The organism is Rhodococcus sp. NPDC057014, assembly GCF_042673295.1.
Lineage (GTDB): Bacteria > Actinomycetota > Actinomycetes > Mycobacteriales > Mycobacteriaceae > Rhodococcus_F.
The window spans coordinates 14412-28759 of record NZ_JBHUSF010000020.1; the positions used below are offsets into that span (position 1 = coordinate 14412).

General features: G+C 70.1%; 12 protein-coding genes. 11 read left to right on the forward strand and 1 reads right to left on the reverse strand.

Going from position 1 to position 14348, the window contains the following annotated elements; all coding sequences use genetic code 11:
• Positions 1-51: 51 nt before the first annotated feature.
• The 10 genes from ACFTZB_RS06725 (at position 52) to aroB (ending at position 12242) form a co-directional block, all read left to right on the forward strand.
• A complete protein-coding gene (locus ACFTZB_RS06725; protein WP_378430683.1) occupies positions 52-1227 on the forward strand; it encodes a phosphotransferase family protein in 1176 nt (391 codons plus the stop codon).
• 55 nt (positions 1228-1282) lie between these two features.
• On the forward strand, positions 1283-2716 hold the full coding sequence (locus ACFTZB_RS06730) for a replication-associated recombination protein A (protein ID WP_378430684.1): 1434 nt from the start codon (positions 1283-1285) through the stop codon (positions 2714-2716).
• A gap of 78 nt (positions 2717-2794) precedes the next feature.
• Positions 2795-5467, forward strand: a complete 2673-nt coding sequence (gene alaS / locus ACFTZB_RS06735) for an alanine--tRNA ligase (protein ID WP_378430685.1) — start codon at positions 2795-2797, stop codon at positions 5465-5467.
• A 2-nt stretch (positions 5468-5469) separates the two neighbouring features.
• A complete protein-coding gene (gene ruvX / locus ACFTZB_RS06740; protein ID WP_378430686.1) occupies positions 5470-6006 on the forward strand; it encodes a Holliday junction resolvase RuvX in 537 nt (178 codons plus the stop codon).
• A complete protein-coding gene (locus ACFTZB_RS06745) occupies positions 6003-7745 on the forward strand; it encodes an endolytic transglycosylase MltG (protein WP_378430687.1) in 1743 nt (580 codons plus the stop codon). Before ruvX ends, ACFTZB_RS06745 begins: the two co-directional genes overlap by 4 nt.
• A complete protein-coding gene (locus tag ACFTZB_RS06750) occupies positions 7735-8562 on the forward strand; it encodes a shikimate dehydrogenase (protein WP_378430688.1) in 828 nt (275 codons plus the stop codon). The genes ACFTZB_RS06745 and ACFTZB_RS06750 overlap by 11 nt, the downstream gene beginning before the upstream one ends.
• Positions 8563-8653: 91 nt before the next feature.
• Positions 8654-9256, forward strand: a complete 603-nt coding sequence (locus tag ACFTZB_RS06755) for a prepilin peptidase (protein ID WP_378430689.1) — start codon at positions 8654-8656, stop codon at positions 9254-9256.
• 75 nt (positions 9257-9331) lie between these two features.
• Positions 9332-10519, forward strand: a complete 1188-nt coding sequence (gene aroC / locus ACFTZB_RS06760; RefSeq protein ID WP_072942156.1) for a chorismate synthase — start codon at positions 9332-9334, stop codon at positions 10517-10519.
• A gap of 38 nt (positions 10520-10557) precedes the next feature.
• Complete coding sequence (locus ACFTZB_RS06765; RefSeq protein WP_072942154.1) at positions 10558-11064, forward strand: shikimate kinase; 507 nt, start codon at positions 10558-10560, stop codon at positions 11062-11064.
• Between the two features lie 65 nt (positions 11065-11129).
• Complete coding sequence (gene aroB, locus ACFTZB_RS06770; RefSeq protein ID WP_378430690.1) at positions 11130-12242, forward strand: 3-dehydroquinate synthase; 1113 nt, start codon at positions 11130-11132, stop codon at positions 12240-12242.
• A 103-nt stretch (positions 12243-12345) separates the two neighbouring features.
• Here aroB and ACFTZB_RS06775 read toward each other — a convergent pair whose 3' ends face one another.
• Positions 12346-13092: a B-4DMT family transporter gene (locus ACFTZB_RS06775; protein ID WP_378430691.1), complete on the reverse strand. Its 747-nt coding sequence runs from the start codon at positions 13090-13092 to the stop codon at positions 12346-12348.
• Between the two features lie 136 nt (positions 13093-13228).
• On the opposite strand from ACFTZB_RS06775, the gene ACFTZB_RS06780 reads away from it, so the two are divergent.
• On the forward strand, positions 13229-14332 hold the full coding sequence (locus tag ACFTZB_RS06780; RefSeq protein ID WP_378430692.1) for an aminopeptidase P family protein: 1104 nt from the start codon (positions 13229-13231) through the stop codon (positions 14330-14332).
• Positions 14333-14348: the final 16 nt, after the last annotated feature.

The window sequence follows — 14348 nt, forward strand, 5'->3', positions numbered from 1 at the left end:
TCCGGAGGAGGACTCGATGATCCGTGTCACTAGCAGGTAAGTTGGTCCGCGATGACTGCAATACTGGCAGACCCCGTTTCAGAGGTAGTTGCCGCAGCCGAGAAGCTGCTCACCCGTCGCACAGGGGCACCCGTGACACTGGTGGATCCCGTGGATCTCGGCGGTAGTGGCCGCACCATCGTGCTCCGTGTGCGGGTGGCGGAGAATCCGTTCTCCCTTCCCCGGACGTTGGTGATCAAGCAGGTCCGCGAGGAGTCCGGGGTGTCCGGCGCGCGGGCCGTCGATCCCGACGACCTGTCCGGCGACAGCCGCAGCGCCTTCCTCCGCGAGGCCGTCTCGTACCAGTTCGCCACGGCGCTGGCGACGGACAGCCGCCCCGGAGCCGAACTGCTCGCCTCCGACCTCGACGCCCGGCTCCTCGTGCTCAGCGACCTCGGGGACGCCACCCCGATCAGCGCGCTGCTCGAGCACTCCGACTCCGACACCGTCACCAACACCCTGATGGCCATGGCCCAGGCACTCGGCCGCATGCACGCGGCCACCGTGGGCCGCGAGGAAGACTTCACCGCACTGCTGCGCCGCGCCGAGGTGGCGCACTGCGACGACACCGTGGCCGAGCAGGTCGAGCGTGCGGTGCCCGCCGTGCCCGGCCTGCTGTCCGACATCCTCCGCGTCGACGTGTCCCCGGAGCTGACCGAGCAGGTGGCCCGGGCCGCGAAGCTGTTCGAGAGCGGCCGGTTCCGGGCGTTCAGCCCGTCCGACCTGTGCCCGGACAACATCATCGTCAACGACGAGGGCGTCCGATTCCTCGACTACGAGTGGGGCGGGTTCCGCGACGCGATGCTCGACATCGCGTACGCGCTGGTCTCGTTCCCGGGCTGCCTGTGCAGCATCGAACTGTCCGAGGACCGCACCCAGGCGATGATCGAGGCCTGGCGGGCGGAGGTCGTGGGGATGTGGCCCGCGCTCGCCGACGACAACGTGCTCGCCGCCCGCATGGTCGAGGCGCAACTGATCTGGGTGTGGCTCAGCACCTACCTGTTCCTGCCGGACAATCACACCCGGATCGCCGCGGTCCGCGAGCATCACCTGTCGGTGCCGCGGTCCGAGGCGCTGACCCAGCGCTGGGACAAACTGGCCCGTTCCGCGGATCACGCGGGGAACACGGTGGTCGCCCACGACGCCCGCGTCATCGCCGACAAGATCCGGGGACTGTCCGTCGGCTGACGCGAGGTCCGGCCGGACTGGGTCGGACGGTGCGGGTTCCAGTAGCGTCGAACTTGTGAGCGATCTTTTCGGTTCGGATGTCGGCGAGGACGAGTCGGCGGGCCTGTTCGAGACGGCGCGACCGGACGAGGCCGCGGCTCCGCGCTCGGTTCCCGGTCCGGTGCCGGTCGACCACCGCGCACCGCTGGCCGTGCGCATGCGTCCCCGCACGCTCGGCGAGGTGGTCGGCCAGCAGCATCTCCTCGGCCCCGGTGCGCCGCTCCGGCGCCTGGTGGAGGGGTCGGGGGCGGCGTCCGTGCTGCTGTACGGTCCGCCCGGCACCGGCAAGACCACGCTGGCGTCGCTGATCTCGGGCGCCACGGGGCGCCGCTTCGAGGCGCTGTCCGCGCTGTCCGCGGGGGTGAAGGAAGTGCGCGGCGTCATCGAACTCGCCCGCCGACGACTCCTCGCGGGCGAGCAGACGGTGCTGTTCATCGACGAGGTCCACCGCTTCTCCAAGACCCAGCAGGACGCACTGCTGGCGGCGGTGGAGAACCGGATCGTGCTGCTCGTGGCCGCCACCACCGAGAATCCGTCGTTCTCGGTGGTGTCCCCGCTGCTGTCGCGCTCACTGGTCCTGCAACTGCAGTCGCTGACGGCGGACGACATCGAGAACCTCCTCGAGCGGGCGCGCACCGACGAGCGGGGTCTCGGCGGGGACATCGAGATCGCAGGCGACGCGATGGACCACCTGGTGCGCCTCGCGGCCGGTGACGCCCGGCGCGCGCTCACCGCGCTCGAGGCGGCGGCGGGTGCGGCGCTCGACCGGGCCGGTGACGCGGACCGTCCCGTGCTGCTGGACCTCGCGACGGTGGAGGCCAGCGTCGACAAGGCGGCGGTCCGCTACGACCGTGACGGCGACCAGCACTACGACGTGATCAGCGCGTTCATCAAGTCGATCCGCGGCTCGGACGTCGACGCCGCCCTCCATTACCTGGCGCGGATGCTGACCGCGGGCGAGGATCCCCGCTTCATCGCGCGGCGGCTCGTCGTCCACGCCAGCGAGGACATCGGGATGGCCGATCCCACCGCGTTGCAGACCGCCACCGCCGCCGCACAGGCGGTGCAGCTGATCGGGATGCCGGAGGCGCGCCTCGCCCTCGCACAGGCCACCATCCACCTCGCGACCGCGCCGAAGTCGGGGGCCGTCATCGCCGCGCTCGGCGCCGCCATGGCGGACGTCGCGGCGGGAAACGCCGGGCTCGTCCCACCGCACCTGCGCGACGGCCACTACGCGGGGGCGGCGAAGCTCGGCAACGCCGTCGGCTACCGATATCCCCACGACCACCCGGACGGGGTACTGGCGCAGCAGTATCCGCCCGACGAGCTCGTCGGCGTCGACTACTACCAGCCCACCACCCACGGCGGCGAGCGCGACATCGCGGGACGTGTGGACAAACTGCGCGCCATCGTCCGCGGCACGAACCGTCAGGGTGGCCGGTTAAGCTGAATGTTGCCGAACCGCCGGGTGTGCCCAGCCACCCGGCGACCGTAGTTGCCCTCGAGACAGACAATAAGGATCACTGACGTGCAGACCCACGAGATTCGCCGGCGCTTCCTCGACCATTTCGTCAAGGCGGCCCACACCGAGGTACCCAGCGCCTCGCTGATTCTCGACGATCCGAACCTGCTGTTCGTCAACGCCGGAATGGTGCAGTTCGTTCCGTTCTTCCTCGGTCAGCAGACTCCGCCGTACCCGCGGGCGACCAGTGTCCAGAAGTGTGTGCGCACCCTCGACATCGAGAACGTCGGCATCACCACACGGCACAACACGTTCTTCCAGATGGCCGGCAACTTCTCGTTCGGCGACTACTTCAAGCGCGACGCGATCAGGCACGCGTGGGCGCTGCTGACCTCCGGCGTCGACGACGGCGGTTACGGGTTCGACCCGGAGCGGATCTGGGTGACGGTGTACCTCGACGACGACGAGGCCCGCGACATCTGGCGCGACGAGGTCGGCGTTCCCGAGACGCGGATCCAGCGCCGCGGCATGGCCGACAACTACTGGTCGATGGGCATCCCCGGCCCCTGCGGCCCGTGCTCGGAGATCTACTACGACCGCGGCCCCGAGTACGGCGCCGAAGGCGGCCCGGAGGCCGACGAGGACCGCTACATCGAGATCTGGAATCTCGTGTTCATGCAGAACGAACGCGGTCTCGGCATCAGCAAGGACAACTTCGAGATCCTCGGGCCGCTGCCGAAGCAGAACATCGACACCGGCATGGGCGTCGAGCGCGTCGCGTTCCTGCTCCAGGGCGTCGACAACGTGTACGAGACGGATCTCGTGCGCCCGGTCATCGCGAAGGCCGAGGAACTGTCGGGCCGCAAGTACGGCGTCGTCCACGACGACGACGTGCGGTTCCGGGTGATCGCCGACCACGCGCGCACCGCCGCGATGCTCATCGCCGACGGCGTGAACCCCGGCAACGACGGCCGCGGCTACGTCCTGCGCCGCCTGCTGCGGCGCATCGTCCGCTCCGCGAAACTGCTCGGCGCCGACAAGCCCAGCATGCGGGAGTTCATCACCGTCGTCCGCGACACGATGGCGCCGTCGTACCCCGTCCTCGACACGGACTTCGGCCGCATCGAGACGGTCGCCGTGGGCGAGGAGACCGCGTTCCTCAAGACCCTCACGTCCGGTTCCAAGCTGTTCGAAGGCGCCGCCGAATCGGTGAAGGCGTCCGGCAAGTCGACCATCGGCGGCGACCAGGCGTTCGCGCTGCACGACACGTACGGCTTCCCGATCGACCTGACTCTGGAGATGGCGGCCGAGGCCGGTCTGACCGTCGACGAGGAGGGTTTCCGCACGCTGATGGCCGAACAGCGGCAGCGCGCGAAGGACGACGCCCAGGCGCGCAAGCACGCGCACGCCGACCTGACCGTCTACAAGGAACTCCTCGATCGCGGACCCACCGAGTTCACCGGATTCCACGAATTGGTTTCCGAGGCACACGTTCTCGCGCTGATCTCGCAGGGGCAGCGCGTCCCCGTCGCGGCGGCGGGCCAGGACGTCGAGGTCATCCTCGACCGCAGCCCCCTGTACGCGGAGGCGGGCGGCCAGATCGCCGACCTCGGCACCCTCACCGGCCCGGGGCTGCGGGTGAAGGTCAACGACGTCCAGAAGATCGCCAAGAAGCTGTGGGTCCACAAGGTGACCGTGCAGGAGGGGCAGATCACCGAGGGCGACGTCGTGCTCGCGCAGGTCGACGCCGCGTGGCGCAAGGGCGCCACCCAGGGGCACTCCGGCACGCACATGGTGCACGCCGCACTGCGACAGGTGCTCGGCCCCAACGCCGTTCAGGCCGGCTCGCTGAACAAGCCGGGCTACCTTCGGTTCGACTTCTCCTGGCAGGGCGCGCTGACGGAGGCGCAGAAGCAGGACATCGAGGTCGTCGCGAACGAGGCGGTGGCCGCCGACTACTCCGTGAACACGTTCGTCACCGACCTCGACAAGGCGAAGTCGATGGGCGCGATGGCGCTGTTCGGCGAGAACTACGGCGACGAGGTGCGGGTCGTCGAGATCGGCGGACCGTTCTCGATGGAGCTGTGTGGTGGAACTCACGTGGGCAGCTCGTCGCAGATCGGCAACGTCACGCTGCTCGGTGAGCAGTCCGTCGGTTCCGGCGTGCGCCGCGTCGAGGCCTACGTCGGGCTCGACTCGTACCGCTACCTGGCCAAGGAACGGGCCCTGCTCGCCGGGTTGTCGTCGTCGTTGAAGGTGCCCTCGGAGGAGGTGCCCGCCCGCGTCGAGGCACTGGTGGAGCGACTTCGGGTGGCGGAGAAGGAACTCGAACAGACCCGCGCGCAGGCGGTGCTCGCCTCGGCGGGCACGTTCGTCGACAAGGCGCAGCGCGTCGGGCCCGTGCTGCTGGTCGCGGACTCCGCCCCGGCCGGTGTCGGCGGCAACGACCTGCGCGGGCTCGTCACGGACATCCGCGGCCGGTTCGGCACCCAGCCCGCCGTCGTCGTGCTGCTCGGCGACGTCGACGGCAAGGTGCCGTTCGTGGTGGCCGTGAGCAAGGCCGCGCAGGAACTCGGCCTCTCGGCCGGCGACCTCGTGAAGGAATTCGGTCCGAAGATCGGCGGCCGCGGTGGCGGGAAGGCCGACATGGCACAGGGTTCAGGTTCGGACACCAGCGGAATCGCGGCCGCCCTCGACGCGGTCCGGGCACAAGTCGCAGACAAGGTGGGGAGCCAGTAGCGGTGGGTCACGCGGAACAGGGTCCGGATCGACCGGGAGTCGACGACCCTGGGCGTGGTCGGCGTATCGGCATCGATGTGGGCAGTGTCCGCATCGGTGTCGCGTCGAGCGACCCCGACGGGATCCTCGCCACCCCGGTGGAGACGGTGCCCCGGTCCAAGGAACGCGGGCCCGACGCGCCGGACATCCGGCGCATTGCCCACATTGTCGAGGAATACGAGGCGGTGGAGGTTATCGTCGGTCTGCCGCAGACCTTGCGGGGTGAACGGGGAAAAGCCGCCTCGATCGCTACTGTGTTCGCGAAGCGATTGCGAAGGAAGGTCGACCCGATACCGGTGCGGATGGCGGACGAACGTCTGACGACCGTCACCGCCGCGCGGGCGCTTCGCGAGAGCGGTGTCAGTGCGAGGGGCCAGCGTCCTGTGATCGACCAGGCTGCGGCGGTGGCGATCTTGCAGGGATGGTTGGACGAGCGGAGCAGGTCGGTGAATGCAGGGGATTCGGGTGGGGACGCGCAGCGACCGGAGGCGGGCCAGTGAGCAATCACCGCCGCCCCGCAAGTGAGCGACCCGACTTCCAGTACATCCCCCGCGAACCCCGGCGGCACCGCTATCTCGACGAGGACGACGACGAGGTCGACTACACGCCGCCCCCCGACGACGACCTCGTCACCACCGGCCGGCACGCCGTCGTGTACGACGAGCCGCATTTCGACCAGCCGCACTACGAGGAACAGCGCCCCGACGAACAGCACGTCGAGGAACCGCAGCGCCACGAACCGCACCGCGAGTACGCGGAGCCGCGATACGAGCAGCGGTACGAGCAGCCCTACGACGCCGAGTCCGTGTACGAGGACGGATACGGTCCGCGCTCCTACGGCGACGCCCGCGCGTACCGGGAGCCGCCGGCCGGCGACCGCCCACATGTGGACGACTACGTCGACGAGCCGGCCGAGGCATACCCCGACGACGGCTACGACCGCCCGCAACCGGACGTCGCGTTCGCGGAGGCCGAGACGCAGATAATCTCGGCGATTCCCGAGGAGATCCCACCCTCGGCGATTCCCGAGGCGATCCCACCGACCCGCGCCGCTGCTCGCACGCAGGCCCGCAGGCGCAAACAGGCCAGGGGACGCGCGCGCCGGGGCAAGGTGTTCGGCGTCCTCGCTGCCGCGACGGTCCTCATCGTGTTGGTCGGTGTCGTGTTCGTCGGCGGCAAGCTGTTCTTCGGCGGGTCCGACGCGCCCGCGGACTACGCAGGCCCCGGTGGTCCCGAAGTGGTCGTGCAGGTCCATCCGGGCGACACCGCGGAGGAGATCGCCACCACCCTGGCGGACCGCGACGTCGTCGCCAGCGGATCGGCGTTCTTCAACGCCGCAGTCCAGAGCAACGCGATGAACTCGGTGCAACCCGGTTTCTACAGCCTCTCCACCCAGATTCCGGCCGCTGACGCCGTGCAGGAACTGGTCGACCCCGCTTCCCGCGTCGGGCAGATGATCATCTCCGAGGGCAGGCAACTCCACGACACGACCGACGTGCAGACCGGCGCCAAGAAGAAGGGGATCTACACGCTGATCTCCGAGGCGAGCTGCCTGGGTGACGCCGGCCGGGAGAAGTGCATCAGCTACGACGACCTCAACGCCGCCGGCGCGGGCGACCTGTCCGCGCTCGGCGTGCCCGACTGGGCGAAGGACTCGGTCGCGGGTGTCCCGGACCGGGATCGCCAGCTCGAGGGGCTGATCGCCGCGGGCAGTTGGGATTTCGATCCCACCGCCGGTCCGGTCGCGATTCTGCAGCGGCTGGTGTCGGAGAGTTCCGCGAGCTACGAGAAGACCGGGATCCTCACCGCGGGCAACCAGGTCGGTCTCACGCCGTACAAGATGCTGGTCGCGGCGTCGCTGGTGGAACGCGAGGCGATGCCCGACGACTTCTCGAAGGTCGCCCGCGTCATCCTCAACCGGCTCGCCGTCAACCAGGCGTTGCAGTTCGATTCCACGGTCAACTACGCGCTGGACACCACCGAACTGGCCACCACCGACGCCGACCGCGCGCAGGTGACACCCTGGAACACGTATGCCAGCCCCGGCCTGCCTGCGACGCCGATCTCGTCGCCGAGCATCGGGGCGCTCCAGGCGGTCGAACAACCGGCGCCCGGCGACTGGATCTACTTTGTGACGGTCGACGCGAAGGGCACGACACTCTTCACGAAGAGCTACGACGAACACCTGGCCAACATCGACCAGGCTCTGAACAACGGGATTCTCAACAGTGGACGATGAGTTGGCGACCGCACGCAAAGCTGCGGTGCTGGGCAGCCCTATTGCGCATTCGCGATCACCGCAACTGCACCTCGCGGCGTACCGGGCGCTCGGTCTCACCGGGTGGACGTACGACCGCATCGAGTGCGACGGGGAGCGACTCCCCGGGCTGGTGTCCGGGCTCGGCCCGGAATGGGTCGGCCTGTCCGTCACGATGCCGGGCAAGATCGCCGCGCTCGAATTCGCGTCCGAGCGCACCGACAGGGCTGTGGCGATCGGCTCCGCGAACACCCTCGTCCGCATCGAGGGCGGGTGGCGTGCCGACTGCACCGACGTGGACGGGGTCAGCGGCGCGCTCACCGCGGGCGGTGTCGGTGCCATCGCGGGCGCCGAGGCGGTCGTCGTGGGTGCGGGCGGCACGGCCAGGCCCGCGCTCGTCGCCCTTGCCGACCTGGGCGTGAAATCGGTGACCGTCGTGGCCCGCGACGCGGGTCGCGCGGCAGGTGCGCTGGGGTGCGCGGAATCGGTCGGGCTCGACGTCCGCTTGCTGGGCTTCGACAGCCCCGAACTCGGTGCCCGGTGCGCCGCGGCCGCCGCACTCGTCAGCACCGTCCCGTCCGCCGCGATCACCGACTACGCGGATGTTCTCGGCCGGGCGCCGTTCGTGCTCGACGCGATCTACGACCCGTGGCCGACCCCACTGGCGGCCGCGGTCGAGGCGGCCGGGGGAACGGTGGTCGGCGGTTTGTCGATGCTGCTGCACCAGGCGTTCGGGCAGGTCGAGCAGTTTACCGGTCGCCCGGCGCCGCGCGAGGCGATGGCGGCCGCTCTGGGTTAGTTGTCCACAGGCCCGGCCGCCATCCACAGGGCGATCGTTCCCGCAGGTCGCCGCGAGGGGGCCAGGTGCCCCGGCTCGCACACTGGTCGGCATGTGGTGGCTGATCGCGACGAGTGTGGTGGCCGGTGCGGGTGCGGGACGGTGTGCGCGCCTCACCGCGGGCCGGTTCGTGGGCCCGGTGCCGCCGGGCTGGTGCGAGGCGGTGTGCGCGGTCGGCGTCGCCGCCACGGTCTGGGCCGACGCCGGCCGCAACCCGGCGTGGATATTGCCGGGCGCTCTCGCGTTCTGGTGGTGGTGTGCGAGTCTCGCCGCCACCGACCTGTGCGCCCGGAGGCTGCCGAACCTGCTGACGCTGCCTGGGTTCCTGGTGATCGTCGGCATCGGTGCCGCGACCGGCGCCGCGTCCGCCGCCGTGATCGGCGGTCTCCTGCTGGCCGCGGCCTATCTCGCCCTCTACCTGGGAGCGCCCGGTGCGATCGGCGCCGGTGACGTGAAACTCGCGCTCGGGGTCGGCGCGGCCGCCGGTATGGCCGGGGGAGAAGCCTGGGTGTTCGCGGCCGCGCTCGCGCCCGCACTGACCGCAGTGGCGGGCTGCATCGTCCTCGCCGCCCGGCGCTCGTCGCCGCCGCTCCCGCACGGACCTGCGATGTGCGCCGCGACACTGGTGGCGCTGGTCGCCGGGCACCTCACCTGACCGAGTCCGCACCCCGCGCGCGCCCCGGGAGGACCACCGTCACTGCCGGACGCGGCGACATGGAAGGATATTGGCGTGCTGCGCTGGATAACTGCCGGAGAATCCCATGGTCCCGCCCTCGTCGCGATGCTCGAGGGGATGGTCGCGGGCGTCGAAGTGACGTCCGAGGACATTTCGACCCAACTCGCGCGACGTCGCCTCGGCTACGGCCGCGGTGCGCGGATGAAGTTCGAGGCCGACAAGGTCACCATCGTCGGTGGTGTCCGACACGGCCGGACGCTCGGCGGCCCGATCGCCGTCGAGGTGGGCAACACCGAGTGGCCCAAGTGGGAAACCATCATGTCCGCGGACCCGGTGGACGCCGACCTGCTGGCCGATCAGGCGCGGAACGCGCCGCTCACCCGTCCGCGCCCCGGTCACGCCGACTATTCGGGCATGCTCAAGTACGGGTTCGACGACGCCCGCCCGGTTCTCGAACGCGCGAGTGCGCGCGAGACCGCGGCCCGGGTGGCGGCCGCGACGTTCGCCCGCGGTTTCCTGCGCCAGGTGTTCGGCGTGGAGGTGCTGTCGCACGTGATCTCGATCGGCGCGTCCGATCCGTACGTCGGCCCGGAACCCACCGCGTCGGACCTCGCGGCGATCGACGCCAGCCCGGTCCGGGCGTTCGACAAGGCCGCCGAGGAATCGATGATCGCCGAGATCGAGGCCGCCAAGCGGGACGGCGACACCCTCGGCGGTGTCGTCGAGGTCGTCATCCACGGTCTCCCCGTGGGTCTCGGATCGTTCATCAGCGGCGCGGACCGCCTCGACGCCCGTCTGGCGTCCGCCCTGATGGGCATCCAGGCCATCAAGGGCGTCGAGGTCGGCGACGGCTTCGAGACCGCGCGCCGCCGCGGCAGCCAGGCGCACGACGAGATGCGGCCCGGCCCGGACGGAATTCTGCGTTCGACCAACCGCGCCGGCGGCCTCGAAGGCGGCATGACCAACGGCGAGGCGCTCCGCGTGCGCGCGGCGATGAAGCCGATCTCCACGGTCCCGCGCGCCCTGGCCACCGTCGACATGTCGACCGGTGAGGAAGCCGTGGCCATCCACCAGCGGTCCGACGTGTGCGCGGTGCCCGCCGCCGGTGTCGTGGCCGAGGCGATGGTGGCGTTGGTCGTGGCCCAGGCCGCGCTCGAGAAGTTCGGTGGCGACTCGGTCGCCGAGACGGCCGCGAACTACGAGCGTTACGCGTCGGGTGTCGCAGCCCGGCTCGCGCGATGACCAGCCCGTCTGCCGTCGCGCCGGGGCGGTGACCGGTGATGGCACCGAAAGCCGTGCTCGTCGGTCCGCCGGGAGCAGGTAAGTCCACGATCGGGCGTCGCCTCGCGCAGGCGCTGGACCTGTCGTTGTTCGACACCGACGTGGCCGTCGAGGAAGAGGCGGGACGCACGATCGCCGAGATCTTCGTCCAGGAGGGTGAACCCGCCTTCCGGGCCCTCGAGGAAGAGATCGTGCGGAAGGCCATCGAGAGTCACGAGGGGATCGTCTCGCTCGGTGGCGGGTCCATCCTCTCCGAGCGCACCCGCGAGTTGTTGAAGGGCCAGACGGTGATCTACCTCGAGATCAGCGTGGCCGAGGGGCTCAAGCGCACGGGAACCAACACGGCGCGTCCCCTCCTCGCCGGTGGCGACCCCCGCCAGAAGTACACCGAGTTGATGCGCAAGCGCCGACCGCTGTACCGGGAGGTGGCGTCCATCCGGATACGCACGGACGGGCGGAGTCCCGCCCGGGTGGTGCAGCAGCTGGTGGCGAAACTCGCCGAGTGATCGGCGACCCGGCGGAATTACAGACATCCGAGAATCTCGGACAAGACGGAGCGGAGCAGCAGACAGTGACCGAACCGGTACGCGTACAGGTGCAGACGGCGAACCCCTACCCGGTCATCATCGGGCGCGGATTGCTCGGCGAGCTGGTGGACGAACTCACCGGCACGAGGACGGTGGCGATCTTCCACCAGCCGCCGCTGGCGGAGACGGCGGAGGCGGTGCGCGCGGCGCTCGCCGAGAAGGGGATCGATGCGCACCGCATCGAGATTCCGGACGCGGAGGACGGCAAGGATCTGGCCGTCGCCGGGTTCTGCTGGGAGGTCCTCGGCCGGATCGGCCTGACCCGCAGTGACGCAGTCGTCAGTCTGGGCGGCGGCGCGGCCACCGACCTCGCCGGGTTCGTCGCGGCGACGTGGATGCGCGGGGTGCGCGTGATCCACGTGCCCACGACGCTCCTCGCGATGGTGGATGCGGCGGTCGGCGGCAAGACCGGCATCAACACCGAAGCCGGTAAGAACCTGGTGGGATCGTTCCACGAGCCGTCGGCGGTGCTCATCGACCTGGCGACGCTCGAGACGGTGCCCCGCAACGAGATCGTCGCGGGCATGGCGGAGGTCGTGAAGACCGGATTCATCGCCGACCCCGTCATCCTGGAGCTCATCGAGAAAGATCCCGAGGCCGCGCTGGATCCCACGGGAACCGTTCTGCCCGAACTGATCCGGCGGTCCGTGGAGGTCAAGGCCAAGGTCGTGGCCGCGGACCTGCGCGAGTCGGATCTGCGGGAGATCCTCAACTACGGGCACACGCTCGGGCACGCGATCGAGCGGCGTGAACGGTACCGCTGGCGTCACGGTGCGGCGGTCGCCGTCGGGCTCGTGTTCGCGGCCGAGCTGGGGCGGCTGGCGGGACGCCTGGACGATGCGACGGCGGACCGGCACCGCACCATCCTGGAACTGGTGGGTCTGCCCACCACGTACGACGCGGACGCGTTCGGCCAGCTGGTGGAGGGAATGCAGACGGACAAGAAGAACCGGGCCGGCGTGCTGCGGTTCGTCGTGCTCGACGGGCTCGCGAAGCCCGGACGGCTCGAGGGCCCGGACCCGTCCCTGCTCGTCGCCGCGTACTCCGCGGTCGCCCGCGAGGCGACACCGGGCACCGGCGGTGCCGTCCTCCTGTGACGTAACGGAGAAGGCAAGGACGCGGCGGTGTGAGCGAGTGCGCTCATACCGCCGCGTCGTCGGTCGGTGTGTCGTCCGTCGGGTGTGGGAGAGCCGGGAGCGGCTACTCGCCTCGGCGCTGGTCGTCCGCGGTCCGCTTCCCGAGGTCGACCGGGTCCTGCCAGGTGGTGTCCCCGCCCTGCGGCTGATCGAGGTCCGAGGTGTCCTCGCGGTAGTTGTGCACCGGTTCGAACACGGCCGTGTCGGCATCGGAACCGGCGTACCCGGTGTCCGGGGTCTGCTCGTACGCCTGGCCGGGGTAGTTCTGGCCGTACCCGTCGTCGTCTGCCACGGCTGCGGCTGCGGTTCCCCCCGCTGCGGCTCCTGCCGCCACTCCGGCGCCGTGCGCCGCCGTCCGGCGTTCGCCGCGGCCCTTCTCCGTCTTCCTGGAGTCCCGGCCGACGAAGAACCGGCCGAGGAACACGGCGAGCATGGCAGGAACGAAGATCAGCAGGACCGTGAACGCCGCCCCGGACGTGATCTCGAAGAAGAACGAGTTCTGGGTGACGTTGAGGTTCGGCACCAGGTTGGCCAGCCAGCTCCCCACGCCCGCGACGACTCCGCCGAGCAGGGCCGCCTTCAGCCACAGCATCGTCAGGTCGGCGCCGTCCTCCGGGTCCGGGTTCCGGCGGCGGTCCCGGATACCGTCGATGCCGGCCCAGATCAGTGCCACGAACACCACGATCAGCAGTGCGAGCCATCTCAGAGCGGAACCCTGAAGCGGCCACTGTGTGATCGACACACCGAGGATCACACGAACGAAAACATGTATCAGGGCCATGCCGAGGCCGCGTACCACCCACGCATTCATGGGCACAGCGTAACGAGCGGGTTTCCGCCCGTGTGGCCTAACCCACACGGGGGCGGTCTGAAACCTGTTCTCGCCTGTGGTCGGGTGCCGTCGATCCGCGCCCGCCCGGCGGCGGACTCCCGGTACGTTTGACGACATGCCTGCTGATCATGGTTCGCGGCGCGCGGCGCTGCGCGCGGCCCTCGCCGCCCGGGATCTCGACGCACTTCTGGTGACGAATCTGGTGAACATCCGGTATCTCACCGGGTTCACCGGCTCCAATGCCGCGCTGCTCGTGCACGCGTCCGACGCCGAGGGCGCCGAGGAGCGCACCGTCATCTGCACCGACGGCCGCTACCTCACACAAGTCGGAGAACAGGTTCCCGATCTGCGGGCCGAGATCGCCCGCGCCAGCGCAGCCCATCTGATCGAATCCGTGGGTCGGCGGAACCCGTCGTCGCTGGCGTTCGAGAGTCACGTCGTCACGGTGGACGAGTTCGCCGCCTGGTCGGTGCTCGCGCCGGACGCGCGGCTCGACCCGGTTCCGGGTCTCGTCGAGGAACTACGGATGGTGAAGGACGACTTCGAGGTCGGGCTGCTGCGCGCGGCGTGCGCGGCCGCCGACTCCGCGCTCGCCGAGTTGATCGAGCGCGGTGGTCTCCGCCCCGGGCGCACCGAGAAGGAGGTGGGCCGGGAACTGGAGGCGCTGATGCTCGCGCACGGCGCCGACGGCATCTCGTTCGAGACCATCGTCGCGGCGGGCGCCCACTCGGCGATCCCGCACCACCGCCCGACCGAGGCGGTGCTCGGCAGCGGCGACTTCGTGAAGCTGGACTTCGGGGCGGAGATCGGCGGCTACCACTCGGACATGACCAGAACGTACGTCCTGGGGCAGGCCGCCGACTGGCAACGCGACGTATATGCGCTGGTCGCGCGGTCGCAGGAGGCAGGCCGGGACGCGCTGCGCCCGGGAGTCGAGGTGTCCGCGGTGGACGCCGCCGCCCGCCGGGTCATCGAGGACGCCGGCTACGGGGAGCTGTTCCTGCACGGGCTCGGACACGGCGTCGGCCTGGAGATCCACGAAGCTCCGGGAATCGGCAAGCTGGGCACCGGTACACTTCTGGACGGTGCGGCGGTGACCGTCGAGCCGGGCGTGTACTTCTCCGGGCGCGGAGGCGTGCGGATCGAGGACACGCTCGTGGTTCGTGAGCAGGGACCGGAGCTGCTCACACTCACCACCAAAGACCTGACTGTCGTGTAGACGGTTTCGACCTTAT

What these genes read in the sequence shown, in the direction of transcription:
- ACFTZB_RS06775 (WP_378430691.1), bottom strand. Translation starts at nt 13,092, where the DNA reads ATGAATGCGTGGGTGGTACGCGGCCTCGGCATGGCCCTGATACATGTT.
- ACFTZB_RS06765 (WP_072942154.1), top strand. Translation starts at nt 10,558, where the DNA reads ATGGCACCGAAAGCCGTGCTCGTCGGTCCGCCGGGAGCAGGTAAGTCC.
- ACFTZB_RS06755 (WP_378430689.1), top strand. Translation starts at nt 8,654, where the DNA reads ATGTGGTGGCTGATCGCGACGAGTGTGGTGGCCGGTGCGGGTGCGGGA.
- ACFTZB_RS06780 (WP_378430692.1), top strand. Translation starts at nt 13,229, where the DNA reads ATGCCTGCTGATCATGGTTCGCGGCGCGCGGCGCTGCGCGCGGCCCTC.
- ACFTZB_RS06725 (WP_378430683.1), top strand. Translation starts at nt 52, where the DNA reads ATGACTGCAATACTGGCAGACCCCGTTTCAGAGGTAGTTGCCGCAGCC.